22 protein-coding genes are annotated in these 26,571 nt (G+C 59.2%); 7 read left to right on the top strand and 15 right to left on the bottom strand.

The annotated features are described in order from the left end of the window. The first annotated feature begins 9 nt into the window (after window positions 1-9). A complete protein-coding gene (gene cobA, locus ACRRSD_RS24435) occupies window positions 10-777 on the top strand; it encodes a uroporphyrinogen-III C-methyltransferase (protein WP_435035783.1) in 768 nt (255 codons plus the stop codon). Window positions 778-839: 62 nt separating this feature from the next. On the opposite strand, the gene ACRRSD_RS24430 is transcribed toward cobA, so the two are convergent. From ACRRSD_RS24430 to ppsA, 8 genes are all read right to left on the bottom strand, one after another. Next, window positions 840-1,874 (bottom strand): OmpA family protein, encoded by a 1,035-nt coding sequence (locus ACRRSD_RS24430; protein WP_150751636.1) that lies wholly within the window; start codon window positions 1,872-1,874, stop codon window positions 840-842. Between the two features lie 107 nt (window positions 1,875-1,981). Then, the gene (gene sigX / locus ACRRSD_RS24425; protein WP_011333251.1) at window positions 1,982-2,572 is read right to left on the bottom strand and encodes an RNA polymerase sigma factor SigX; all 591 of its coding nucleotides are present in this window, start codon (window positions 2,570-2,572) and stop codon (window positions 1,982-1,984) included. Window positions 2,573-2,662: 90 nt separating this feature from the next. After that, entirely contained in the window at window positions 2,663-3,487 is an 825-nt protein-coding gene (locus ACRRSD_RS24420) for a mechanosensitive ion channel family protein (protein ID WP_007916401.1), read from the bottom strand. Between the two features lie 2 nt (window positions 3,488-3,489). Further along, the gene (locus ACRRSD_RS24415) at window positions 3,490-3,738 is read right to left on the bottom strand and encodes a hypothetical protein (RefSeq protein WP_008076827.1); all 249 of its coding nucleotides are present in this window, start codon (window positions 3,736-3,738) and stop codon (window positions 3,490-3,492) included. Window positions 3,739-3,801: 63 nt separating this feature from the next. Next, on the bottom strand, window positions 3,802-4,797 hold the full coding sequence (locus ACRRSD_RS24410; protein ID WP_435035781.1) for a zinc transporter ZntB: 996 nt from the start codon (window positions 4,795-4,797) through the stop codon (window positions 3,802-3,804). 22 nt (window positions 4,798-4,819) lie between these two features. After that, window positions 4,820-5,311 carry a ribonuclease E activity regulator RraA gene (rraA, locus tag ACRRSD_RS24405; RefSeq protein ID WP_435035779.1) on the bottom strand — a complete coding sequence of 164 codons (492 nt, stop codon included), beginning with the start codon at window positions 5,309-5,311 and terminating at the stop codon, window positions 4,820-4,822. 225 nt (window positions 5,312-5,536) lie between these two features. Next, window positions 5,537-6,526, bottom strand: a complete 990-nt coding sequence (locus ACRRSD_RS24400; RefSeq protein WP_435035777.1) for an alpha/beta fold hydrolase — start codon at window positions 6,524-6,526, stop codon at window positions 5,537-5,539. 99 nt (window positions 6,527-6,625) lie between these two features. Beyond that, window positions 6,626-9,001: a phosphoenolpyruvate synthase gene (gene ppsA / locus ACRRSD_RS24395; protein ID WP_435035776.1), complete on the bottom strand. Its 2,376-nt coding sequence runs from the start codon at window positions 8,999-9,001 to the stop codon at window positions 6,626-6,628. Window positions 9,002-9,175: 174 nt separating this feature from the next. Between ppsA and ppsR the strand changes: the two genes are divergently transcribed. After that, on the top strand, window positions 9,176-9,994 hold the full coding sequence (ppsR, locus tag ACRRSD_RS24390) for a posphoenolpyruvate synthetase regulatory kinase/phosphorylase PpsR (protein WP_007916411.1): 819 nt from the start codon (window positions 9,176-9,178) through the stop codon (window positions 9,992-9,994). Between the two features lie 121 nt (window positions 9,995-10,115). Here ppsR and ACRRSD_RS24385 read toward each other — a convergent pair whose 3' ends face one another. Then, window positions 10,116-11,525, bottom strand: a complete 1,410-nt coding sequence (locus ACRRSD_RS24385; protein ID WP_435035774.1) for a PLP-dependent aminotransferase family protein — start codon at window positions 11,523-11,525, stop codon at window positions 10,116-10,118. Between the two features lie 114 nt (window positions 11,526-11,639). Here ACRRSD_RS24385 and ACRRSD_RS24380 point away from each other — a divergent pair, with 114 nt between their 5' ends. Then, complete coding sequence (locus tag ACRRSD_RS24380) at window positions 11,640-12,545, top strand: DMT family transporter (RefSeq protein ID WP_435038537.1); 906 nt, start codon at window positions 11,640-11,642, stop codon at window positions 12,543-12,545. On the opposite strand, the gene prpD is transcribed toward ACRRSD_RS24380, so the two are convergent. From prpD to ACRRSD_RS24350, 6 genes are all read right to left on the bottom strand, one after another. After that, a complete protein-coding gene (prpD, locus tag ACRRSD_RS24375; protein ID WP_435035772.1) occupies window positions 12,538-14,022 on the bottom strand; it encodes a 2-methylcitrate dehydratase in 1,485 nt (494 codons plus the stop codon). The two genes, ACRRSD_RS24380 and prpD, sit on opposite strands and share 8 nt — an antisense overlap. A gap of 499 nt (window positions 14,023-14,521) precedes the next feature. Next, complete coding sequence (gene prpF / locus ACRRSD_RS24370) at window positions 14,522-15,712, bottom strand: 2-methylaconitate cis-trans isomerase PrpF (RefSeq protein ID WP_435035770.1); 1,191 nt, start codon at window positions 15,710-15,712, stop codon at window positions 14,522-14,524. A gap of 54 nt (window positions 15,713-15,766) precedes the next feature. Continuing rightward, window positions 15,767-18,361 carry a Fe/S-dependent 2-methylisocitrate dehydratase AcnD gene (acnD, locus tag ACRRSD_RS24365; protein ID WP_435035769.1) on the bottom strand — a complete coding sequence of 865 codons (2,595 nt, stop codon included), beginning with the start codon at window positions 18,359-18,361 and terminating at the stop codon, window positions 15,767-15,769. 204 nt (window positions 18,362-18,565) lie between these two features. Then, window positions 18,566-19,693: a bifunctional 2-methylcitrate synthase/citrate synthase gene (gene prpC / locus ACRRSD_RS24360; protein ID WP_435035768.1), complete on the bottom strand. Its 1,128-nt coding sequence runs from the start codon at window positions 19,691-19,693 to the stop codon at window positions 18,566-18,568. A gap of 146 nt (window positions 19,694-19,839) precedes the next feature. Then, the gene (prpB, locus tag ACRRSD_RS24355) at window positions 19,840-20,733 is read right to left on the bottom strand and encodes a methylisocitrate lyase (protein WP_016983750.1); all 894 of its coding nucleotides are present in this window, start codon (window positions 20,731-20,733) and stop codon (window positions 19,840-19,842) included. Next, window positions 20,730-21,452 (bottom strand): GntR family transcriptional regulator, encoded by a 723-nt coding sequence (locus tag ACRRSD_RS24350; RefSeq protein WP_172828118.1) that lies wholly within the window; start codon window positions 21,450-21,452, stop codon window positions 20,730-20,732. Before ACRRSD_RS24350 ends, prpB begins: the two co-directional genes overlap by 4 nt. A 357-nt stretch (window positions 21,453-21,809) precedes the next feature. On the opposite strand from ACRRSD_RS24350, the gene ACRRSD_RS24345 reads away from it, so the two are divergent. From ACRRSD_RS24345 to pabB, 4 genes are all read left to right on the top strand, one after another. Next, window positions 21,810-22,346, top strand: a complete 537-nt coding sequence (locus tag ACRRSD_RS24345) for an ATP-dependent zinc protease family protein (protein WP_016983749.1) — start codon at window positions 21,810-21,812, stop codon at window positions 22,344-22,346. 5 nt (window positions 22,347-22,351) lie between these two features. Then, entirely contained in the window at window positions 22,352-23,887 is a 1,536-nt protein-coding gene (locus ACRRSD_RS24340; protein WP_008080999.1) for an inactive transglutaminase family protein, read from the top strand. Further along, window positions 23,887-24,873, top strand: coding sequence for an alpha-L-glutamate ligase-like protein (locus tag ACRRSD_RS24335; RefSeq protein WP_016983747.1), 987 nt, complete (start codon window positions 23,887-23,889; stop codon window positions 24,871-24,873). The genes ACRRSD_RS24340 and ACRRSD_RS24335 overlap by 1 nt, the downstream gene beginning before the upstream one ends. Window positions 24,874-25,153: 280 nt before the next feature. Then, window positions 25,154-26,497, top strand: coding sequence for an aminodeoxychorismate synthase component I (gene pabB / locus ACRRSD_RS24330; protein ID WP_435035765.1), 1,344 nt, complete (start codon window positions 25,154-25,156; stop codon window positions 26,495-26,497). Window positions 26,498-26,571: the final 74 nt, after the last annotated feature.

Raw genomic sequence — 26,571 nt, 5'->3', positions numbered from 1 at the left:
GAAAGCAGCATGAATGCAAAAGTCTGGCTGGTAGGCGCGGGCCCCGGCGATCCGGAACTGCTGACGCTCAAAGCGGTGCGCGCCTTGCGCGAGGCCGATGTGGTGCTGATCGATGATCTGGTCAACGCCGCGGTGCTGGAACACTGCCCTGGCGCCCGCATTATTGCGGTGGGTAAGCGCGGTGGTTGCCGCTCGACACCGCAGGCGTTCATTCATCGGTTGATGCTGCGCTATGCCCGCCACGGCAAGTGTGTGGTGCGGCTCAAGGGCGGTGATCCGTGCATCTTTGGCCGGGGCGGTGAAGAGGCGCAGTGGTTGCGTGAACGGGGTGTTGAGGTGGAACTGGTCAATGGCATTACCGCCGGGCTGGCCGGGGCGACGCAGTGCGATATTCCGCTGACGTTGCGCGGTATCGCTCGCGGGGTGACGCTGGTGACTGCGCATACTCAGGACGACAGCCAGTTGAACTGGCAGGCACTGGCGCAAGGCGGCACGACGCTGGTGATTTATATGGGCGTGGCCAAGCTGGGCGAGATTCGCGATCAGTTGTTGGCAGGCGGGATGGTGGCGGATACGCCGGTGGCGATGATCGAAAATGCGTCGTTGCCAGAGCAGCGCGAATGCCGGAGTGATCTGGCGAGCATGAGTGATGATGCGTGTGCGTTTGGATTGAAAAGTCCGGCGATTCTGGTAATTGGTGCTGTGGCTGCCATTGCTCAAGATCAAAGGATCGCGGCCTTCGGCAGCTCCTACAATGAGCATGTGCGCGCCCTGTAACGCCAAATCGCAGGCAAAGAAAAGCCCGGCCTAAGCCGGGCTTTTCTCAGAGCGGCAGCTAATTACTTAGCTTGAGCTTCAACCTGCGCTTCTACGCGACGGTTTACAGCGCGGCCAGCGTCAGTTTTGTTGTCAGCAACTGGGCGGGATTCGCCGTAGCCAACAGACTGAACGCGGGACGATTCAACACCGTACTGGTTGGTCAGAACTTGCTTAACGGCGTTTGCACGACGCTCGGACAGTTTCTGGTTGTAAGCGTCAGGACCGACGGAGTCAGTGTGACCTTCAACAGTAGTGGTGGTGGATGGGTACTGCTTCATGAAGTCAGCCAGGTTTTTGATGTCGCCGTAGCTGTTTGGCTTCACAACCGACTTGTCGAAGTCGAACTTAACGTCCAGCTCAACACGAACAACTTCAGCAACTGCTGGGCAGCCATCAGCGTCAACAGTTACGTTGGCTGGGGTGTCCGGGCACTTGTCAACGTTGTCGCAAACGCCATCGTTGTCGCTGTCGGAGCAGACTTCAGCTGGTGCTGGAACTGGAGCAGCAGCAGGCTTGGAGCCGCCACCGAAGTTCACACCGATACCAACGCTAGGAGCCCACTCGGTGTCGCCCTGGTCGATGTTGTACTGAGCTTCAACGCCAGCACGGGCGTAGAAGTTCTCGGTGAAGTACAGCTTGGCACCAGCGCCCAGGTTGGCGAAGGTGGAGCGGTCACGACCGCCGGAACCGTTCTGACCGATGCTCTGATCGGAGAAACCAGCCGATACGTATGGACGCAGCATGTCGCCTGGGTTGTTGAAGTGGTACAGAGCGTCCAGAGCGGTGTTCGCGCCCTTGATGTTACGACCGTCGTCGGAACGTACGTTGTGCACTTCGTCGTAGCCCAGACGCAGTTCAACGTCGTCGGTCAGGAAGTAACCGATCGAACCGCCGAACAGGTTGCCGTTGTTCTTGAAGTTACGAGCGCTGTCGAATTGTTCTTTCTTTGCGAAGCCTTCGATTTCAACTGCGCCTTGGCCTTGTGCCAGAGCGCCGAACGAAGTGGCGGCAATCAGAGAACCAATGGCCAAGCCCAAGGTGTTTTTCAGTTTCATCCGTTAAATCCCCATCTGGTGATTGTGAAGCAGTCCCGCAAACCGGGGGACAACTCGGCGGCAAGTCTATCAGAACTTGCCTACACGTAAGAGATATTTGCGCTGAACTAAGTTTCAGCAATGCCTGCAAATTTCTCACGCAATTTATCTAGAGCACGTTTGTAACGCATTTTTGTCGCACTCAAACCCATGTGCATGATGTCTGCGATCTCCTGAAATTCCAGCTCTGCGACAAATCGAAGCACCAGAATTTCACGGTCAATCGGGTTCACATACACCAGCCAGCGATCAAGCCCGCCCTTCTCCTCGGGTTTCGGCGCCTTTTCTTCAGACGCTTCCTCGAGGGGGTCAAGACTCAATGCGTCCATCAAGCGACGCTTTCGCCGTTCCTTCCGATACTGCGTAATACATTCGTTGTACGTGATGCTGTAGAGCCACGTCTTGAACTTCGATTTCCCCTCGAAGTTCTTCAGGCCATACAGCACCTTCAACATGACTTCCTGACAGACATCGTCTGCGTCGCGATCGTTCCCAAGATATCTCGCACAAACGTTAAATAATGTTCGCTGGTAACGCCGCATCAGTTCTTCATAAGCGCGCGTTACGTGAAAAAGCTCGGTATGCGAGCGCGCGACCAACTCCTCATCAGAGAGCTCGCGGGGGTCGTAGCGCGTGGATAGCGTTTGGGCTTTATTCAAAACAAGTCGTGCCGACAGTCAGGTCAATGTCCACCGCAACCAGCATCAGCTGGCATTTTGCGGCGGCATACATTAGCAGGGTTTGCCGGATTAGCGGCTACTCACATGCTGTTCCAGCAGGATCCGATTGGAAAGAGAGACTAGCTCACCCTCATCGGTCAGCAATGTGGTTTTAACCGTGCCGATCTCTTCGATCTGGCCTTCGACCTCGCCAACACGCACTTGTTGCCCAACCTGATACAACTCACGCACATAGATTCCCGCAAGAATCTGACCGGCAATTTCCCGGCTTCCCAAACCCATGGCCAGCGCAACGGCCAGACCAACGGTAATCAAAACGATGACAATCACATGGTTCAGCAGGTCGGTCTTGACCTCAAGCTGACTGATCGCGACCGAGATGCTGATGATGATCACCAGCCCCTGAGCAATTCGCCCAAGCCCCGAAGCGTAGTCCAGGCCTACGCCTTCTGCCGCCCCGCGCACCAACCCGTTGGCCAGTTGCGCTAGCAAAACACCCACCAGCAACACCAGCGCCGCGCCAAAAACTTTCGGCAAATAGAGCGCCAACATATCCAGCGTAGCTGAAACTCGCTCAAGGCCAAGGGATTCTGCTGCAGAAACCAGAAAAATCAGCAGAACGAACCAGTAAACGATTTTGCCGATAAGGGTCGAAATCGGGACTTGTAGCCCCGCACGCGACATCAATTTAGTCAGGCCGGTACCGCCCATCAAGCGATCCAGGCCGAGTTTGGCGAGCAGCTTGGAGAGCAAGGTATCGAGCAGCTTGGCCACGACGAAACCCAACAGCAGCACGACCAGTGCGCCGAACAGGTTCGGGATGAAGTTGGCTACTTTGGTCCACAACGCAGTCATTGCAGTGACGAGGCTCTGAGTCCAGAGGTCGAGTTCCATATTCAATCAGCCTTATCAGCAGTGCGAGCGGTAGGTTTACGAAGACGGGAAACCGGCGAGACATGGGCCGATCCGTTATTCAGGGCGATCATCAGCGCGGGCAGCCAGCGGCCCAGCAGGCTGAACAGATCGCCGGCGCCGACCTGGCGGTTGGCGGTTTTGAGTACGCGGCCCAGGCAGGCATCGTCGTCGCGGCTGGACGGCGAAGCGTTGAGCATGTCGCGCAAAGACTGTTCAAACGGATCGTGCATACGCACCTCTCGTGATGTCTGTGAAAGACGCGGGCAGATTTGCTCGGGTCACATGCGCCATCTTCAGACCCAGCGCAAACGACGGAATAACCACCACTGACCGAAGGCCAGGGCAAGCACCGTCAAACAGGCGATCAGGAAACCATAGGGGCTGCTGGCGAATGGAATTCCGCCTACGTTGATGCCCAGCAGCCCGGTGATAAAACTCATCGGCAAAAAGATGCAGGTGATGATCCCGAAGCGATACATCGTGCGATTCATACGCTCGCTCAAACGCCGGTCTTCGGCCTCCAGCACAAGTCCCACGCGCTCTCGGGTCAATTCGAGCTCTTCGAGATAGCGGGTCAGGCTGTTGTTCAGTTCGTTCCAGTAATCGGCGTCGTCATCAACGAACCATGGCAGTTTTATCCGCGTCAGTTGCCCGAAAATATCCCGCTGCGGTGCAAGAAAACGCTTCAGTCCGGCCGCCCTGCGGCGGATGTGCAAAATGGCGCCATGCTCGGGGGTATACCGTTCGTCGGCATCCATCTTTTCTTCTTCCTCATCGGCGATTTCCGAGAGGCAAGTGACCAGATCCTGCACCTTGTTAGTGAGGAACTGCGCCAGATAAAGGATCAGTTCAGAGGAGGTTTTCGGGCCTTTGCCGTCCGCCAATTGCACCAACAGTTCATCGGTGGCACGCAATGGGCGCAAACGCAGGGAGATTACCCGCTGGGCGGAAGCAAAAATCCGTACCGAGACCATGTCTTCCGGCTCGGCGCCCGGGTTGAGATTGACCCCACGCAAGAACAACAGCAGCTCGGAATCCGGCAGGGGCAACAGGCGCGGACGCGTGTTCTCTTCCAGCAGCAGATCGCAGGTGAATTCGTTGAGACCGCTGGATTTGCGCAACCAGGTCTGGGTTTGCGGATGGCTGCGATCCCAATGCAGCCAGAGGCTTTCATGGGTCTGCAACTGCAAATCGTCGAGCTCAGTCCGGGCTATCGAACGCGCACCGCCTTTACCGTCCAGCACCAGGGCATGCACCAGCCCCCATTGCGCGTTTTCTTCCTCGAACATCCGCATCCCTTTGTCGAAAAGCTTATTCAGGCATCTTCAGCGGGCTCGGCGAAACGATCACGCCGTTGTTGTCCGCATAAATGTACTGGCCCGGGTGGAACGTCACACCGGCAAATGTCACCGGGACGTTGAGGTCGCCGATACCACGTTTTTCGGTTTTCATCGGATGGCTGGCCAGCGCCTGCACGCCCAGATCGGTCTGGGCAATGACGTCGACGTCCCGGATGCAGCCGTAGATCACCAGCCCTTCCCAGCCGTTTTTAGCGGCTTTCTCGGCGATCATGTCGCCCAGCAGCGCGCGACGCAGCGAACCGCCGCCATCGACCACCAGCACCTTGCCGCTGCCCTTGAGTTCAGCCTGTTCCTTGACCAGCGAGTTGTCTTCGAAGCATTTGATGGTCACGATTTCGCCGCCGAACGAATCACGGCCACCGAAATTGCTGAACATCGGTTCCAGCACCTGCACCAGCTCCGGATAGGCGTCGCACAGGTCAGGCGTAAGGTAATGGTTCATCGAAAAACTCCTGTAACAAGGAAGACGATCAAGGATGACGCATTCTTTTGAGACGATCTCCGGCGGTCGCTGTTTACCTTAGTCCATCCCATGGTCGCTGAACGAACCTGAACAAACCCTGAAACGTAATCGCTAAACAGCCACCAAAAATGACCAGAACCGAACAATGCGTCATATCTTAGCCGCAAGCCAACCTGAACGAAATGCCCTTTACCCTGCTCCGGCTCAAACCACAGCGGCCAGATCCGGCTTCTCGCCCAGCAACGGCGTCTGCTGATCCTTCAACCAGCGCGCCACCATTGGCCAAACCTCAGTCTGCGCCGCTTTGCTCACCAACATTTCAACATGACCGAAATTATCGGTGAAACCCTGCTCGCGGCCCAGATTGACGAACTGCTTGTGCTCCGAGCCGATCTGCTCGAACAGTTTGCGACAGGCCCACGCCGGATCCTGATGATCGCCCGCGGCCGTCACTGCCAGCACCGGCACCTTGACGTCGGAAAGGCCCGCCCACCAATCCTTGTCCTTGTCACCGAAGCGGCCGAACAAGCCGTACCAGCGCATGCTTTCCAGCGCCAGACCGATCGGCTCATCTTCCGGGCCACGCTTGAGGCGTGAACCCGACAGTTGCGCGAAACGCTTGAGAATAAAGCGCCCGCTCCACTCGACCGGCGGAATTTTCAGCGGCCAGTAAGTACGGCTGACCTGGGTGCCGAAAAACGCCGCCGAAGCCACTGCCGGTTCGCCAAGGTATTCGCCACCGAGCGCCGCCGCCAGGGTGATGCCGCCCAACGAATGGCCGATCCAGTGCGGAATCTGCCCGCTCTGCTCACGCACGAACGCGGCAATCGCCGGCAGATCGTAACGGGCATAGTCGGCGACACGGTTGCGCCGGTATTCCTCGTTGCGCTGCGACAGGCCGTGACCGCGCATCTCCGGAATCCACACGTCAAACCCCAGTCGCGTCAGATACGCGCCCAGGCCCAGGCCTTTCGGTGAAAACCAGAAGCGGCGATTGGAGAAACTGCCGTGCAGCAGAATCACCGGCACGCCGCGTGGCTGCGAGTCATCAGCCATGCCCAAACGGGTCACAGCGATTTCCACAGACCAGTCGGGGCTGTTGCCGGGTTTCAGGCGATACACGTCTTCGCTCAGATCACCACGTCGTTCGGCGCTGATCAGGGCGACAGGAAACAGGTTGCTGCTGCTTTGCATAATGCTCTTGCACAAAAAAGGGCGGCATCTACAGGAGCCCGCCCCACTTCAATCCCAAGGCCCGCCTCCCACAAGGAAAGCGGGCCGTTCACATACTTATCAGGCCGGCGCTTGGCCTTCCGCCAGGAAGAACCAGGTTTCCAGCACGGTATCCGGGTTCAGCGACACGCTTTCGATGCCCTGCTCCATCAGCCACTTGGCCAGATCCGGATGGTCCGAAGGACCCTGACCGCAGATACCGATGTACTTGCCGGCCTTGTTGCACGCGGCAATCGCGTTGGCCAGAAGCTTCTTGACCGCCGGATTACGCTCGTCAAACAGGTGCGCGATGATACCGGAATCGCGGTCCAGACCCAGGGTCAGCTGAGTCAGGTCGTTGGAGCCGATCGAGAAGCCGTCGAAGAATTCGAGGAATTCTTCAGCCAGAATCGCGTTGGATGGCAGCTCGCACATCATGATCACGCGCAGACCGTTCTCACCGCGCTTCAAGCCGTTTTCGGCGAGCAGATCGACGACCTGGCTGGCTTCGCCGAGGGTACGGACGAACGGCACCATGATTTCGACGTTGGTCAGGCCCATCTCGTTGCGCACACGTTTCAGCGCGCGGCATTCGAGTTCGAAGCAGTCACGGAACGATTCGCTGATGTAACGCGAGGCGCCACGAAAACCCAGCATCGGGTTTTCTTCTTCCGGCTCGTAGAGCTTGCCGCCGATCAGGTTGGCGTATTCGTTGGACTTGAAGTCCGACAGGCGCACGATGACTTTTTTCGGCGTGAACGCCGCCGCCAGGGTGCTGATGCCTTCCACCAGTTTGTCGACGTAGAAGTCGACCGGGTCGTTGTAACCGGCGATACGCTTGTCGACGCTGTCCTTGATTTCCTGCGGCAGACCGTCGTAGTTCAACAGCGCTTTCGGGTGGACGCCGATCATGCGGTTGATGATGAATTCCAGACGGGCCAGACCGACACCGGCGTTCGGCAGTTGCGCGAAGTCGAAGGCACGATCCGGGTTACCGACGTTCATCATGATCTTGAACGGCAGCTCAGGCATGGCGTCGACGGAGTTCTTCTTGATGTCGAAGCCCAGTTCGCCTTCGAAGATGTAACCGGTGTCGCCTTCGGCGCACGAAACGGTCACGCCCTGGCCGTCCTTCAGCAGTTGGGTGGCGTTGCCGCAACCGACCACTGCCGGAATACCCAGCTCACGCGCGATGATCGCTGCGTGGCAGGTACGCCCGCCTCGGTTGGTGACGATGGCGCTGGCGCGTTTCATCACCGGTTCCCAGTCCGGGTCGGTCATGTCGGAAACCAGCACGTCGCCCGGCTGGACTTTGTCCATCTCGGAGACGTCCTTGATGATGCGCACTTTACCGGCGCCGATGCGCTGGCCAATCGCACGACCTTCCACCAGCACGGTGCCGGTTTCTTTCAACAGGTAACGTTCCATGACGTTGGCCTGGGTGCGGCTCTTAACGGTTTCCGGACGCGCCTGCACGATGTACAGCTTGCCGTCGTGACCGTCCTTGGCCCACTCGATGTCCATCGGGCAGCCGTAGTGCTTCTCGATGATCATCGCTTGCTTGGCCAGTTCGCTGACTTCAGCGTCGGTCAGGCAGAAACGCGCGCGATCAGCCTTGTCGACGTCGATGGTCTTGACCGAACGACCGGCCTTGGCCTCGTCGCCGTAGATCATCTTGATGGCTTTGCTGCCCAGGTTGCGACGCAGGATCGCCGGACGACCGGCCTCAAGCGTGCCCTTGTGCACGTAGAACTCGTCCGGGTTGACCGCGCCTTGTACGACGGTTTCACCCAGGCCGTAGGCGCCGGTGATGAACACCACGTCACGGAAACCGGATTCGGTGTCGAGGGTAAACATGACGCCGGCAGTGCCGGTTTCCGAACGCACCATGCGCTGCACGCCAGCCGACAGGGCGACCAGTTTGTGGTCGAAGCCCTGGTGCACGCGGTAGGAAATCGCACGGTCGTTGAACAGCGAAGCGAACACCTCTTTGGCGGCGCGGATAACGTTTTCCACACCACGGATGTTCAGGAAGGTTTCCTGCTGACCGGCGAACGAGGCGTCCGGCAAGTCTTCGGCGGTGGCGGAAGAGCGCACGGCCACGGCCACGTCAGGGTTGCCTGCCGACAGCGCGGCGAACGCGGTGCGGATCTCGGCATTCAGTTTTTCGGGGAATTCGGCTTCCATGATCCATTGACGGATCTGGGCGCCGGTCTTGGCCAAGGCGTTGACGTCGTCAACGTCGAGCGCGTCGAGGGCCTGGTGGATCTGGTCGTTGAGGCCGCTCAGTTCGAGGAAATCACGATAAGCCTGAGCCGTCGTGGCGAAGCCGCCGGGGACCGAAACACCGGCGCCTGCCAGGTTACTGATCATCTCGCCCAGGGATGCGTTCTTGCCCCCCACATGCTCAACATCGTGTTTGCCGAGCTTATCGAGGGAAACTACGTACTCTACCAAGGTGATCTCTCCACTAACTGTGTTGGAAAAGCTCAGAAACCGGCGGCCCGGGGGAGCCTTGGCCGGTTGTATGGCCTGGACCTGGAAAATAAGTGAGAATGCTGGCCATTGGCGGCCGGCAAATCGCGCCTATCATATCCAAGATTCGTTACTAGCTTAAGGCCCAAGGTGCAAATGAAACGATCTGCTTTCTTCATCTCCGATGGCACCGGCATCACCGCCGAAACCCTGGGTCAAAGCCTTCTGGCGCAGTTCGAAAACATTACCTTCAGCAAATTCACGCGACCGTACATCGACAGCGTGGATAAAGCGCGGGCCATGGTACAACAAATCAACAAAGCCGCTGAAACCGACGGCTTCCGCCCGATTATCTTCGACACCATCGTCAATCAGGACATCCGTGAGATTCTCGCAACGTCCAATGGTTTCATGATCGACATTTTCTCGACCTTTCTTGCCCCACTGGAGCAGGAACTGACCGAGCATTCTTCCTACACCGTCGGCAAGTCGCATTCGATCGGGCACAACTCCAATTACATGGAGCGCATCGAGGCGGTGAACTTCGCCCTGGACAACGACGACGGCGCGCGCACGCACTATTACGATAAAGCCGATTTGATACTAGTGGGCGTGTCGCGATGCGGCAAAACCCCGACGTGTCTGTACATGGCCATGCAGTTCGGCATCCGCGCGGCCAACTATCCGCTGACCGAAGACGACATGGAGCGCCTGACCCTGCCGACTGCCCTGCGCGCCCATCAGCACAAGCTGTTCGGCCTGACCATCGACCCGGACCGCCTTACCGCGATCCGCAACGAGCGCAAGCCCAACAGCCGTTATTCGAGCTACGCGCAGTGTGAGTTTGAAGTGCGCGAAGTGGAAAACCTGTTCCGCCGCGAGAACATCCCCAACATCAACTCCACGCATTTTTCGGTGGAAGAGATTTCGGCGAAGATTCTGGTGGAGAAAGGCGTGGAGCGGCGGTTCAAGTAGCTCTGCATTGCCTGATCTGACGCCTTCGCGAGCAAGCTCGCTCCCACAGGTTTCTGGAGTGTCTGCAAATTTTGCATTCACCACAAAACCCTGTGGGAGCGAGCTTGCTCGCGAAGAACGATTACACGGTCTCGGTTAATGCCCGCGCCAAAGCCTCGAATCCACTAAGCAACAACCGATCATCCCCCACCGCATTACACACACTCACCCGAATAAACTGCGGCACCGCTGCATGCCCGACCGCAAATGCCTCAGCGGTGGCCACCAGGTAATTGTTCTCCTTCAATTCCGCCGCAATATGCGACGCCCGCCACAACTCCGGCACTTGCACCCAGAAATGCGGACTGTAAGGGTGAGTCTTGTAATCCAAACCCTGCAGAACAGGCGCCACCAAGGCCTTGCGCCGAGCGATCTCGCTGATCTGCTCGTCCAGCAAACGCTCGGCCATGCCGCTTTCAATCCACAGGCTCGCGACCTCCATCGATAACGGATTGGCCATCCAGCAGGTGGCGCGGATGGCTGAACTCAAACGCCCGATCAACGCTTGCGGCGCATGCAGATAACCGACGCGCAAACCCGCCGAAACAGCCTTGCTCAGACTGCCGATCAACACCGAGCGCTCCGGCGCAAAGTAACTCAGCGGCAACGGGCGCTGGCGATCCAGAACCGCATGGGCTTCGTCTTCGATAATCAGCAAATTATGCTGGCGGCAGATGTCGGCAATCGCCTCGCGCCGTGGGATCGACATGACCGCAGCCGTAGGATTCTGGATCGTCGGCGTGCAATACAGCGCCGAAACACGATGTTGACGGCATATATCCTCCAGTGCCGACGGCAACAGTCCTTCGTCATCCATCGCTGCGCCGACAAGTTTTATCCCAAGCTGGCGTGCGACGCCGATCAATCCGGGGTAGGACAAATGCTCGGTGACCACTGTGTCGCCGGCCTTGAGCAGCCCCATCAACGCGCACAACAGACCATGCTGGCCGCCGTTGACGCACAACACCTGATCGGCGTGCGGGACATACGCTTCGTGCTGCAACCAGACCGCCCCGGCCAATCGGTGCCGTGCCAGCCCTGCTTCGGCGGTGTAGCCGGTCAACTGCTGTAACACCCGCGGATCACTGGCCAGTTCTTGCAGGCTCTGGCTCATGAACGCCGCTTCCTGTGCGGGAATTGGCTGATTGCGGCTCATGTCGAAACAGGCTGGCGGCTCATCGCTGACATTGCGAAAGCCTTTGTCCTGCGGCCGCTCCATCCCCCGCTGACAGACATAAGTGCCATCTCCGACGCGGGCGAGGACCAATCCCACACGTTCCAATTCACCGTAGGCACGGCTGATCGTACCGATGGTCACGCCCAGGCTGTCGGCCAGCAATCGGTGCGGCGGCAACTTGCATCCTGCATCGATCACACCTTCGTCGATAGCCTGTGCGACCGCTTCGGCCAAGCGTTTGTACTTCACGCCGACGCCATTGGCGAGGCCGTCGCGGAGGATTGACACCATGGCAATACTTGCTTTGACAGTCATTCTCGTCCCGAATAGCGTGCTGAAAACAGATTCAATGAGAAATAGACCGTTTCCGTGATCAGGTCAATTCCACCGCTCGGAGCACGCCACATGTCGACCGCCGTCAGCACACCGATGAACATCAGCAAACCCTGGCTCGCCGGATTGCTCACCAGCACGCTGTTTCTGATCGTCTGTCTGAGTTGGGGCACCACATGGCTTGGCATCAAGATCGCCGTGGAAAGCGTGCCGCCGCTGACGGCCGCTGGATTGCGTTTTTTGATCGCTTTTCCGCTGTTTCTGAGTTTCGCGCTGTTGCGCAAGGAACCGCTGCTATTTCCCCGGCAAAGCCGCTGGTTTTTCGTGTTCGTCACGCTGTCGTATTTCAGCCTGCCCTACTACTTGCTCAACTACGGCGAAATGCACGTCTCGTCCGGTCTGACTGCACTGCTGTTCAGTTGCATGCCGGTTCTTATCCTGATCTTTTCCGCGCTGTTTCTGCGCGAGAAAATCTACCCGTCGCAGATGCTCGGTATCGCGATCGGCTTTGGCAGTCTGCTCATGATTATCCGCAGTCAGGGCTTGCATCTGGATCAGGCCGAATGGCTTGGCGTGCTGGCGATTCTCTGCGCAGCGGTGATGCATGCGCTGTGTTACGTGGTGACGAAAAAACATGGCAGCGCGATCAGCGTGATCACCTACAACACCTTGCCGATCGGTATCGCCGGGCTGATGTTATTTATTGTCGGCTTATGTGTTGAAGCCCCGGAGTTTGCGCAGGTGACAGCACGTTCGTGGGGCGCCCTGCTCTATCTCGGGCTGGTGGCGTCAGTGGGCGGATTCATCGTTTATTTTTTACTGCTTAAACGCTTGAGCCCGATCATTCTGTCGTTCGTGTTTATCATTTTCCCGGTGTTCGCCGTGATCATCGGCGCCTGGTACGAGGGGCAAACCCTGTCCCGGGAACTGATGATCTATTCGGCGATTTTATTGAGCGGTTTTGCGATCACCAAATTGCCTGTGGAAAAGTGGTTCAGATAACAAACATATCCACAAAGCGGTTCACCGAGGTGGCTTCAAGCAGCGCCTGATCCTTGCACAACGCGAAGATCTCACCACTACGCTGACCGGTGAAACGCGTCGCCAGATTGGCCTTGAACTTGTCCTCCAGCAATGGAATACCCTCGGCACGACGGCGGCGATGACCGATCGGGTATTCCACCACGACATTGTCGGTGCTGCTGCCGTCCTTGAAAAACACCTGCACGGCATTGGCGATCGAGCGTTTGTCGGCCTCCAGATATTCGCGAGTGAAACGCGGATCTTCGACGATAACCATTTTCTCGCGCAGTACATCGATGACCGGATGCGCCCGATGGAAATCGTCCTCGTACTGCTCGGCGACCAGATTGCCAAACGCCAGCGGCACAGCGGTCATGTACTGGATGCAGTGGTCTCGGTCGGCGGCGTTGGCCAGCGGCCCGACTTTGGAAATGATGCGAATCGCCGACTCGTGAGTGGTGATGACGATGCGGTCGATTTCATGCAGACGATTGCGCACCTGCGGGTGCAAGGTTACCGCCGCCTCACAGGCGGTTTGCGCATGGAATTCGGCGGGGAAGCTGATTTTGAACAGCACGTTTTCCATCACGTAACTGCCGAACGGCCGCGAAAAACCGAAAGCGCGTTTATCTTCCGGTTTCAGCGCCAGATCGCTATTGGTGTGGCTGAACAGCACGTCATAAAAGCCCCACTGTTGCGCAGTCAGCACCCCGGGAATGCCCATCTCGCCGCGCATGGCGATGTCGGCCAGACGCACACCACGACTCGTCGCATCCCCCGCCGCCCAGGATTTTCGCGAACCGGCGTTCGGCGCATGACGATAGGTACGCAGGGCCTGACCATCGGCAAACGCGTGAGACAACGCCGACAGCAGTTGCTCACGATTGGCGCCCATCAGTTTGGCGGTGACCGCGGTTGAAGCGACTTTCACCAGGATGACGTGATCGAGTCCTACGCGGTTGAAGGAGTTTTCCAGGGCAATCACGCCTTGAATCTCGTGGGCCATGATCATCGCTTCGAGCACATCGCGAATCGTCAGCGGCGACTCACCGTTGGCCAGACGTTTTTGCGAGAGATGATCGGCCACCGCGAGAATCCCGCCGAGATTGTCGGATGGATGGCCCCACTCGGCGGCGAGCCAGGTGTCGTTGTAGTCGAGCCAGCGGACGATGCAGCCGATGTCCCACGCGGCCTTCACCGGGTCGAGGCGATAGGAGGTGCCGGGAACGCGTGCGCCGAACGGGACGACGGTGCCCTCGACAATCGGGCCAAGGTGCTTGGTGCATTCGGGGAAACGCAGCGCCAGCAGGCCGCAGCCCAGCGTGTCCATCAGGCAGTTGCGGGCGGTGTCGAGGGCTTCGGCAGAGGGGGCTTTGAAGGTGAGGACGTAGTCGGCAATGTCCTGCAGGACACGGTCGTAGTCGGGGCGGTTGTTCAGGTCGACGTTGGCGCTCATTGCGGTTCTCCTGTGCGGGAATGATGAGTGGTGCGGTCTTCCTCAGGGCTTGGCGGGTTTGGTTGATTGCAGGTCTGGGGTGCCTGCTCTTTTTGTGTTTCTTCAGTGGGAGGCCCCTCACCCTAGCCCTCTCCCGAGGGAGAGGGAACCGATTGGGGGATGCTGTGGAGGTTCACCGACGTGAGCGATCTGCGCTGAATCCATAATCGATCTGGTCAATGCACAACTTCAAACACCTCGGTCGGCCCCTGAATCCATAATCGACTCGCTCTTTCAGGTCGATATACAACCTCAGACACCTCGGTCGGCCCCCTGAATGCACAATCGACGCGATCTTTCAGGTCGATGTACTACTCCAGACACCTCGGTCGGCCCCTTGAACCCATAATCGACTCAATCTTTCAGGTCGATGCATAACCCCTGACACCTCGGTCGGCCCCCTCTCCCTCTGGGAGAGGGCTGGGCGGGCGGCGTTCCGATGAGGGTAAAAAATCTCAAATCAGAAAGAATCACCCGGGATGCGCACGTAGCCTTCCATGAGAACCCGAGCGCTGCGGCTCATGATGGCTTTCTTCACCACCCACTCGCCGTTTTCCAGACTGGCTTCAGCGCCAACGCGCAGAGTTCCGGACGGATGCCCGAAGCGCACGGCATTACGTTCAACGCCACCGGCGGCGAGGTTTACCAAGGTGCCGGAAATGGCCGCCGCCGTGCCAATCGCCACCGCCGCCGTACCCATCATCGCGTGATGCAACTTGCCCATCGACAACGCCCGCACCAGCAAATCCACGTCACCAGCGCCAACCGCTTTACCACTCGACGCCACGTAATCTGCAGGCTTGGCGACAAACGCGACTTTCGGCGTGTGTTGCCGTGTCGCCGCTTCGTCCAGATTCGATATCAGCCCCATGCGCAACGCGCCATAAGCCCGAATCGTCTCGAACATCTGTAGCGCTTTCGGATCGCTGTTGATCGCGCTCTGCAACTCGGTCCCGGTGTAACCAATGTCTTCGGCATTGACGAAAATCGTCGGGATGCCAGCGTTGATCATGGTCGCTTTGAACGTGCCGACACCCGGCACTTCCAGCTCATCGATCAGGTTGCCAGTGGGAAACATCGAACCACCGCCGCCCTCTTCTTCCGCCGCCGGGTCCATGAATTCGACTTGTACTTCGGCGGCCGGAAAGGTCACCCCGTCGAGTTCGAAATCACCGGTTTCCTGCACTTCGCCATTGGTGATCGGCACGTGGGCAATAATCGTTTTGCCGATGTTGGCCTGCCACACACGCACCACCGCGACACCGTTGTGCGGAATGCGGCTGGCGTCGACCAAGCCATTGCTGATCGCGAACGAACCGACCGCTGCCGAGAGGTTGCCACAGTTGCCGCTCCAATCCACAAAGGGCTTGTCGATGGAGACCTGACCGAACAGGTAATCGACGTCGTGATCGGCCTTGATGCTTTTCGACAGGATCACGGTTTTGCTGGTGCTGGACGTGGCGCCGCCCATGCCATCGATTTGCTTGTCGTACGGGTCGGGACTGCCGATTACGCGCAGCAATAAAGCGTCGCGAGCCGGGCCTGGAATCTGTGCCGCTTCGGGCAGATCCATGAGGCTGAAGAAAACGCCTTTGCTGGTGCCGCCACGCATGTAGGTGGCGGGGATCTTGATTTGTGGTGCGTGAGCCATGATGCTCCTTACCGAGGACACGGGACTAAAAATCCCGTGCCCACATCAGTTGATTTAAACGGCAACCGCCGACTCTTCAAGGAAGTCCTGAGCGAAGCGCTGCAACACGCCGCCGGCCTCGTAGATCGACACTTCTTCAGCGGTATCCAGACGGCAGGTCACCGGCACTTCAACGCGCTCGCCGTTCTTGCGATGGATCACCAGCGTCAGATCCGCACGCGGTTTGCGCTCGCCGATCACGTCATAGGTTTCGCTGCCGTCGATGGCCAGGGTGTGACGGTCGGTGCCTGGCTTGAACTCCAGCGGCAACACGCCCATGCCCACCAGGTTGGTGCGGTGAATGCGTTCGAAACCTTCTGCGGCAATCGCCTCGACACCGGCCAGACGCACGCCTTTCGCCGCCCAGTCGCGGGACGAACCCTGACCGTAATCGGCGCCGGCAATGATGATCAGCGGCTGCTTGCGTTGCATGTAGGTTTCGATGGCCTCCCACATGCGCATGACTTTGCCTTCCGGCTCGACACGCGCCAGCGAACCCTGCTTGACCTTGCCGTTTTCCACGACCATTTCGTTGAACAGTTTCGGGTTGGCGAAGGTTGCGCGCTGGGCGGTCAAGTGGTCGCCACGGTGGGTGGCGTACGAGTTGAAGTCCTCTTCCGGCAGGCCCATTTTCGCCAGGTATTCGCCGGCGGCGCTGTCGAGCATGATCGCGTTGGAGGGCGACAGGTGATCGGTGGTGATGTTGTCCGGCAGCACCGCCAGCGGGCGCATACCCTTCAGCGGCCGCGCGCCGGCCAGCGCGCCTTCCCAGTACGGCGGACGGCGGATGTAAGTGCTCATCTCACGCCAGTCGTACAGCGGCGTGACTTTCGGGCCGGTGTCTTCATGGACGGCGAACATCGGAATGTAGACCTGACGGAACTGCTCAGGCTTGACCGAAGACTTCACCACGGCGTCGATTTCTTCGTCGCTCGGCCAGATGTCTTTGAGGCGGATTTCTTTGCCGTCCACGACACCGAGCACGTCTTTTTCGATATCGAAGCGGATGGTCCCGGCAATCGCATAGGCGACCACCAGCGGCGGCGAAGCGAGGAACGCTTGCTTGGCGTACGGGTGGATGCGGCCGTCGAAGTTGCGGTTGCCCGAGAGTACGGCGGTGGCGTAAAGGTCGCGGTCGATGATCTCTTGCTGGATCACCGGATCCAGCGCGCCGGACATGCCGTTGCACGTGGTGCAAGCGAAGGCGACGACACCGAATCCGAGCTGCTCCAGCTCCGTGGTCAACCCTGCTTCGTCGAGGTACAGCGCGACGGTTTTCGAACCCGGCGCCAGCGAGGATTTCACCCATGGCTTGCGGGTCAGGCCGAGCTTGTTGGCGTTGCGCGCGAGCAGGCCGGCGGCGATGACGTTGCGCGGGTTGCTGGTGTTGGTGCAACTGGTGATGGCGGCGATGATCACCGCGCCGTCGGGCATTTGCCCCGGCACGTCATCCCACTGGCCGGAGATGCCTTTGGCGGCTAGATCGGACACCGCGACACGGGCGTGCGGGTTGCTCGGGCCGGCCATGTTGCGTACCACCGAGGACAGATCGAAAGTCAGGCCGCGCTCGTATTGCGCGCCTTTCAGGCTGTCGGCCCACAGGCCGGTGAGTTTGGCGTACTGCTCGACCAATTGAACCTGCTGGTCTTCACGGCCAGTGAGTTTCAGGTAATCGATGGTCTGCTGGTCGATGTAGAACATCGCTGCGGTGGCGCCGTATTCCGGGGCCATGTTGGAGATGGTCGCACGGTCGCCGAGGGTCAGCGCCGCCGCGCCTTCGCCGAAGAACTCCAGCCAAGCGCCGACGACTTTCTGTTTACGCAGGTATTCGGTCAGCGCCAGCACCATGTCGGTGGCCGTGATGCCCGGTTGAAGCTTGCCAGTCAGTTCGACGCCGACGCTTTCCGGCAGACGCATCCACGACGCACGACCGAGCATCACGCTCTCGGCTTCGAGGCCGCCGACACCGATAGCGATCACGCCCAAAGCATCGACGTGCGGGGTGTGGCTGTCGGTACCGACACAGGTATCAGGGAATGCCACGCCTTCGCGCACCTGGATCACCGGCGACATTTTCTCCAGGTTGATCTGGTGCATGATGCCGTTGCCCGGCGGGATCACATCAACGTTCTTGAAGGCCTTTTTGGTCCAGTTGATGAAGTGGAAACGGTCTTCGTTGCGACGGTCTTCGATGGCGCGGTTTTTCTCGAACGCCTGCTTGTCGAAACCGCCCGCCTCCACCGCCAGCGAGTGGTCGACAATCAGTTGCGTCGGCACCACCGGGTTGACCTGCGCCGGGTCGCCGCCCTGCAACGCGATCGCGTCGCGCAGGCCGGCGAGGTCGACCAGCGCAGTCTGGCCGAGAATGTCGTGGCAGACCACACGCGCCGGGAACCACGGGAAATCGAGGTCGCGTTTGCGTTCGATCAGTTGCTTGAGGGAGTCGGTGAGCGTGGCCGGGTCGCAGCGACGCACGAGGTTTTCCGCCAGCACGCGGGAGGTGTACGGCAAGGTGTCGTAACTGCCGGGCTGAATCGCCTCGACAGCCGCGCGGGCGTCGAAATAATCCAGAGGGCTGCCGGGCAGGGTTTTGCGGAATGCTGTGTTCATCGGGTCAGGACTCGGGTCACGGTAGTTTCAAAGGGTGGGCCTGGCACCGACCTCGAAATTCACACCGACCACTGTGGGAGCGAGCTTGCTCGCGAAGACGGATTGACATTCAACATCAATGTCGACTGATCTACCGCATTCGCGAGCAAGCTCGCTCTCACAGGATCTGGGTGATTTCAATGCCGATGGTTGGCACTCACCATTTCAGCGACGTTCGATTGGCACGAACTTGCGCTGTTCAACGCCGATGTACTCGGCGCTTGGACGGATGATGCGGTTGTTGGCGCGCTGTTCGAACACGTGCGCGGCCCAGCCGGTCAGGCGCGAGCATACGAAGATCGGCGTGAACAGCTTGGTCGGGATGCCCATGAAGTGGTACGCCGAGGCATGGTAGAAATCGGCGTTAGGGAACAGTTTCTTCTGCTCCCACATGGTCTTGTCGATGGCTTCCGAGACCGGGAACAACACCTTGTCACCGACTTCATCGGCGAGTTTTTTCGCCCAGCCCTTGATCACCTCGTTGCGCGGATCGCTGTCCTTATAGATCGCGTGGCCGAAGCCCATGATCTTGTCTTTGCGCTCGAGCATGCCGAGGGTGCCTTTGATCGCCTCTTCCGGAGACGAGAAGCGCTCGATCATTTCCATCGCCGCTTCGTTGGCGCCGCCGTGCAGCGGGCCGCGCAGCGAACCAATAGCGGCCGTTACGCAGGAATACAAGTCGGACAACGTCGAGGCGCAAACGCGGGCGGTGAAGGTCGAGGCGTTGAATTCGTGCTCGGCGTAAAGGATCAGCGAGACGTTCATCACTTTGACGTGCAGTTCGCTCGGCTTCTTATCGTGCAGCAAATGCAGGAAGTGGCCACCGATGGTTGGCTCGTCGCTGACGCAATTGATGCGTTTGCCGTCGTGGCTGAAGCGATACCAGTAGCACATGATCGCCGGGAATGCGGCGAGCAGACGGTCAGTCTTGTCGCGCTGCTCGGAGAAATCTTTCTCCGGCTCGATGTTGCCGAGGAACGAGCAACCGGTGCGCATTACGTCCATCGGGTGGGCGTCGGCGGGGATGCGTTCAAGCACTTCTTTCAGCGCTTGCGGCAGGTCGCGCAGTTTGCTCAGCTTGCCCTGGTATTCGTCGAGTTGCGCTTGAGTCGGCAACTCGCCATAGAGCAGCAGGTACGCGACTTCTTCAAATTGCGCATCGGCTGCCAGTTCGCGCACGTCGTAGCCGCGATAGGTCAGCCCGGCACCGGCCTGGCCCACGGTGGACAGTGCGGTTTGCCCGGCAACCTGGCCACGGAGCCCGGCGCCACTGAGTACTTTTGCTTCGGCCATTGTTTTCTCCAATTTTCTTGAATTTGTATGGAAAACCTGTGGGAGCGAGCTTGCTCGCGAAGGTGGGTGGAACACCTCGGTGCATCAGGGACACCGCGTTATCGTTGGCGTCCTTCGCGAGCAAGCTCGCTCCCACAGGGTTTGATTCAGCCTTTCTTTTGTGCAAACAACGCGTCGAGCTTCTGCTCGAAGGTGTGGTAATCGATGCGATCGTAAAGCTCCATGCGAGTCTGCATGGTGTCGATGACATTCTGCTGCGTGCCGTCGCGACGGATCGCCGTGTAAACGTTTTCCGCAGCCTTGTTCATCGCGCGGAACGCCGACAGCGGATACAGCACCAGCGACACGTCGGCGCCGGCCAGTTGTTCGGTGGTGTACAGCGGCGTCGCGCCGAACTCGGTGATGTTGGCCAGAATCGGCGCCTTCACACGGTTGGCGAACAGCTTGTACATCTCCAGCTCTGTGATGGCTTCCGGGAAAATCATGTCAGCGCCGGCCTCGATGCACGCGGCAGCACGATCGAGTGCCGATTCCAGACCTTCAACCGCCAGCGCATCGGTGCGCGCCATGATCACAAAGCTGTCATCGGTGCGGGCATCGACGGCGGCTTTGATGCGATCAACCATCTCCTGCTGGCTGACAATCTCTTTATTAGGACGGTGGCCGCAGCGCTTGGCGCCGACCTGATCCTCGATGTGAATCGCCGCCGCACCGAACTTGATCATCGATTTGACGGTACGCGCCACGTTGAACGCCGACGAACCAAAACCGGTGTCCACGTCGACCAGCAGCGGCAGATCGCAAACGTCAGTGATCCGCCGCACGTCGGTCAGCACGTCATCCAGACCGGTGATGCCCAGATCCGGCACGCCGAGAGAACCTGCGGCCACCCCGCCACCGGACAGGTAGATCGCCTTGAAACCGGCGCGCTTGGCCAGCAGCGCGTGGTTGGCGTTGATCGCGCCAACCACCTGCAAGGGATGCTCGCTGGCGACCGCGTCGCGGAATCGCTGGCCTGGAGTACTGTGCTTGGAACTCATGACTCACCTCGTTCAGTGGCTGTCTTATTGTGGGCGCCGTCCTGGTAATGACGGGCAATGTTGCGTTTCGAGGCGCCGATGTGGCGGCGCATCAACAATTCCGCGAGTTCGCCGTCACGGTCGGCGATGGCATCGAGAATCCGGTGGTGTTCGGCGAAGGCCTGGCGCGGGCGGTTCGGCGTGGTGGAGAACTGGATGCGGTACATGCGCACCAGTTGATACAACTCGCCGCAGAGCATCTGCGTCAGCGTGCGGTTGCCGCTGCCCTGAATGATCCGGTAATGGAAGTCGAAGTCGCCTTCCTGCTGGTAATAGCCAACGCCGGCCTGAAACGCTGCGTCGCGCTCGTGGGTTTCCAGCACCCGGCGCAGTTCGTCGATTTCTTCGACGCTCATGCGCTCGGCGGCCAGACGGCAGGCCATGCCTTCGAGGGATTCGCGGATTTCGTAGAGTTCGAGCAATTCGGCATGGCTGAGCGACACCACCCGCGCACCGACGTGCGGTACACGCACCAGCAGACGCTGACCTTCCAGACGGTGGATGGCCTCACGCAAAGGCCCGCGGCTGATGCCGTAGGTGCGCGCCAGCTCCGGTTCGGAGATTTTGCTGCCCGGGGCGATCTCGCCTTTGACGATGGCCGCCTGAATGCGTCGGAAGACGTTTTCCGACAGCGTCTCGGAATCGTCGCCGCTGATGACCGGGGGATCGAGTTGATCCAGCATGATTGTCGACACCTTTAAATCCAATGCGGCAAAAACTAGCCAATTCGCCCGCATCAGTCAAAGGATAAATAGGTATTGTCGACAATCGTCTAATAACCTTAAAAGATCGCAGCCTTCGGCAGCTTCTGCAGGGCGCACGCAAATCCAATGTAGGAGCTGCCGAAGGCTGCGATCTTTTGATCTTTTATAGACCGGCCCAAGCGCTGGCGCCATAAACCCACCGTGCTAGAATGCCGCCCGCATTTGCTGGCCATTTGTACGGCTTGTCATATAAAGCTGCCAGGCATACGAAGGGCCTTGCGCAAGTTTTGCCAAGGGCCTGAACCGAAAACGGAACGCTGCGCACCAGGATTTATGAGACTCAAGCCTTTTCCCACATTCTTTGCCCTGTTTTGCCTGCCCGGCCTCGCCGCCGCGGGGGAAAAAACCGTGTACGGCCTCAACGAATACGCTTCGCTTGACGGCATCAATCTCGAAGTTGCGGCGAAACTCGACACCGGCGCGAAAACCGCCTCGCTGAGTGCCCGCGACATCAAACGCTTTAAACGCAACGGTGAGTCCTGGGTACGTTTTTACCTGGCGATCGACGCCGCGCATTCCCACCCGATCGAACGGCCGCTGGCCCGGGTCAGCAAGATCAAACGCCGTGCTGGCGACTACGACCCGGAAGAAGGCAAGAAGTACACCGCCCGTCCGGTGATCGAGCTGGATATCTGCATGGGATCGGCGATGCGCAGCATCGAAGTGAACCTGACCGACCGAAGTGCGTTCCAATACCCGCTTTTGATCGGCTCCGAGGCGCTGAAACGCTTCGACGCGCTGGTCGACCCCAGTCTTAAATACGCTGCCGGCAAACCCGCCTGCACCATCGCCGCTCATACCGCCGAGTAATTTCCATGCGTTCTCTAACCTTCCACCTGAAAATCCTGATCACCATTCTGGTGCTCCTGGGCGTTTCGGTTACGGCCTATCAGATTTTCGTACTCGGCATCCCGGTGACCGAAGATGCGACCGACGACTTGTGGAACATCGACGCCAAGGTCGAATTCGTCGCCAGCACCAAGGATCCGGTGAAGATCCAGATGTTTGTGCCGCCGTTGAGCCGCGACTACGTCAGCCTCAACGAGAGTTTTATCTCCAATAACTATGGCGTCGCCGTCAACCGCGTCGACGGCAACCGCAAGGTGACTTGGTCGGCCCGTCGCGCCAAGGGCAACCAGACCCTCTATTACCGTCTGGTACTGACCAAGCGTTACACCGCGGAAAAGACCAAGATCAAAGGCCCGACCTTCCGCGACAGCATCGCCATCGAAGGCCCGGAAAAAATCGCCGCCGAAGCCCTGCTCGCGCCGATTCGCCAACATTCGGCCGACGTCGAAACCTTCATCGGCGAAGCGATCAAACGCGTTAACAACCTCAACGATGACAACGTGAAACTGCTGCTGGCGGGCGACCCGTCGACCGCGCACAAAGCCAAAATCGTCGAACTGCTGCTGTCCATCGCCCACGTGCCGGTGGAAAAAGTCCACACCATCCGCCTCGTCGCCGATCAGCCGCAAATGCCGGAACTGTGGCTGCGCAGCTTCAACGGCAACGACTGGCTGTACTTCAACCCGGAAACCGGCGAACAAGGCCTGCCCACCGACCGTCTGCTGTGGTGGACTGGCGATGAAAACCTGATCACCGTCGACGGTGGCAAGAAAGCCAACGTGACCTTCAGCCTGAACAACAGCGAGATGAACGCGATTCGTCTGGCCAAGCTGACCGACGAGAACACCGACGCCAACTTCCTCGAATACTCGCTGTACGGCTTGCCGCTGCAGACTCAGCAAACGTTCATGATCATGGTGATGATCCCGATCGGCGTGCTGGTGATTCTGATCCTGCGCAACCTGATCGGCCTGCAGACCCTCGGCACGTTCACCCCGGTGCTGATCGCCCTCGCCTTCCGCGAAACGCAGCTGGGCTTCGGCATTCTGCTGTTTACCGTGATCACGGCGCTGGGCCTGTCGTTACGTTCTTACCTGGAACACCTGAAGCTGCAAATGCTCCCGCGACTTTCGGTGGTGCTGACCTTTGTCGTGGTGTTGATCGCGGCGATCAGTCTGTTCAGTCATAAGCTGGGGCTTGAACGCGGCTTGTCGGTGGCGCTGTTCCCGATGGTGATTCTGACCATGACTATCGAACGCCTGTCGATCACCTGGGAAGAGCGCGGTGCCAGCCATGCGATGAAAGTCGCGATCGGCACGCTGTTCGCCGCTTCACTGGCGCACCTGATCATGACCGTGCCTGAGCTGGTGTACTTCGTGTTCACCTTCCCGGCGATCCTGCTGATTCTGGTCGGCTTCATGCTGGCGATGGGTCGTTATCGCGGCTACCGCCTGACTGAACTGGTGCGTTTCAAGGCTTTCCTGAAGAAGGCTGACGCCTGATGTTCGGTTTCTGGAAGACCTGGAAGGCCCTGGAGGCGCGGGGCATCATGGGCATCAATCGGCGCAACGCCGACTACGTGCTCAAGTACAACAAGCGCAGCCTGTACCCGATCGTCGATGACAAGATCATCACCAAGGAGCGCGCCATCGAGGCCGGCATTCATGTGCCGGAGTTGTATGGGGTGATTTCCACCGAAAAGGAAATCGACAAGCTCGGCGAGATCATCGGCGGGCGCAGCGACTTCGTGATCAAACCGGCGCAGGGCGCTGGCGGTGACGGCATCATCGTAATTGCCGACCGGTTTGAGGGTCGCTACCGCACGGTGTCGGGCAAGATCCTTGCTCACGAAGAGCTTGAGCATCACATCTCGAGCATCCTCACCGGTTTGTATTCGCTGGGCGGCCACCGCGATCGGGCGCTGATCGAATACCGGGTGACCCCGGACCAGATCTTCAAAAGCATCAGCTATGAAGGCGTGCCGGATATTCGCATCATTGTATTGATGGGTTATCCGGTGATGGCGATGCTGCGTCTGCCGACCCGGCAGTCCGGCGGCAAAGCCAACCTGCACCAGGGCGCCATCGGCGTCGGCGTCGATCTGGCCACCGGTCTGACCCTGCGCGGTACCTGGCTGAACAACATCATTACCAAACATCCCGATACCACTAACGCGGTGGACGGCGTGCAACTGCCCTACTGGGACGGTTTCATGAAACTCGCGGCGGGCTGTTATGAGCTGTGCGGGTTGGGTTACATCGGTGTGGACATGGTGCTGGATCAGGAGAAAGGTCCGCTGATTCTCGAGCTGAATGCGCGGCCGGGACTGAATATTCAGATTGCCAATGACTGTGGGCTGACGTTGCGTACCCATGCGGTGGAAGCGCGACTGGAAGAGCTGAAGGCGCGTGGGGTCACGGAGACGGTTGAGGAACGGGTGGCGTTTACTCAGGAAATGTTTGGGCATATTCCTGCTGTGGAGGGTTAATAGCTCAAGAGCTGAAAAGCTAAAAGCCCCTCACCCTAGCCCTCTCCCGGAGGGAGAGGGAACTGACCGAGTCGATTGTTCGAGATACATCGACCTGGGATATCGATTCGAACTCAAGTCTCGAAAAGCCCCCGATCTGCTCCCTTTCCTCCTCGCCCCCTTGGGGGCGGTCCGACGTTTCGGGAGGGTTGGGGTGAGGGGGTAGGCTTTTGATTTTGATCTGACAGCCGAGAGAGGTCTACAATCCCCACCCCGCCTCAACGGCCGATCTGCCCCGCCCATGTTGACCTGTTCCGTACACCCGCTGCCCTACCGCGCCAATCCCGCCGACTACTTCGCGGCCATCCGCAACGCCCCCGGCGCCGTGCTGCTCGACAGCGGCCGGCCGAGTGCCGACCGTGGCCGCTATGACCTGCTCAGCGCCTGGCCGCTGGAACAACTGGCGGTGTTGTCCGACGAAAGCGGTGGCGTTTTCCTGCAACGTCTGCGGGATAATCTGACCCGTCTGGGCGAGGCTGATCTGCCAGCAGGTTTCGATCTGCCATTCGCGGGCGGCTTGATCGGCTATCTGAGCTACGACTTCGGCCGGCATCTGGAAAACCTGCCGACCCAGGCCCGCGATGATCTGCAATTACCGGATGCACGTTTTGGCTTGTACGCCTGGGCGCTGATCACTGATCACCAAATGGCCACCAGCCAATTGGTCTTCCACCCGTCCGTGATCGACGGCGAAAAACAACGCCTGATTGCGTTGTTCACACAGCCGCAGGCTTACGCGCTGACACCCTTCAAACTGAACACGCCGATGACCGCCGACCTCTCGGCCGACGACTACCGCCAGGCGTTCGAACGCATTCAGCATTACATCCAGGCCGGCGACTGCTATCAGGTCAACTTCGCCCAACGCTTCCGCGCTTCGTGCCAAGGCGACCCATGGCTGGCTTACTGCGCATTGCGCGAAGCCTGCCCGACGCCGTTCTCCGGCTTCCAGAGCCTGCCCGACGGCGGCGCAGTGCTGAGCCTGTCACCGGAGCGCTTCGTCAAAGTCAGCGACCGCCAAGTGGAAACCCGCCCGATCAAAGGGACCCGCCCGCGAGGCCTGACCCCGGCCGAAGACGCCGCCAACGCCGCCGAACTGCTGGCCAGCCCCAAGGATCGCGCGGAGAACCTGATGATCGTCGACCTGCTGCGCAACGATCTCGGCCGCACCTGCCGCATCGGCTCGGTGCGGGTGCCCGAGCTGTTCAGCCTGGAAAGCTACCCGAACGTGCATCACCTGGTCAGCAGCGTCACCGGTGAGCTGGCGGAGGATCGCGATGCACTGGATTTGATTGCCGGCAGTTTCCCCGGCGGTTCGATCACCGGCGCGCCGAAGATTCGCGCAATGCAGATCATCGATGAACTGGAACCGACCCGGCGTGGCTTGTATTGCGGCTCGTTACTGTACCTGGACGTGCGTGGCGAGATGGACAGTTCCATCGCGATTCGCAGTCTGTTGGTCAAGGATGGGCAAGTGTGCTGCTGGGGTGGTGGCGGGATTGTTGCGGATTCGGACTGGCAGGCGGAGTATCAGGAGTCGATCACTAAAGTGAAGATTCTGCTGCAAACCCTGCAAAACCTTTAAAAGCTTCGCGAGCAGGCTCGCTCCCACAGGGTGAATGCATTCCAAATGTGGGAGCGAGCCTGCTCGCGAAGGCG

The organism is Pseudomonas neuropathica, assembly GCF_051174785.1.
Taxonomy (GTDB): Bacteria; Pseudomonadota; Gammaproteobacteria; order Pseudomonadales; family Pseudomonadaceae; genus Aquipseudomonas; species Aquipseudomonas neuropathica_A.
This window is presented reverse-complemented; position numbering and strand designations above follow the sequence as displayed.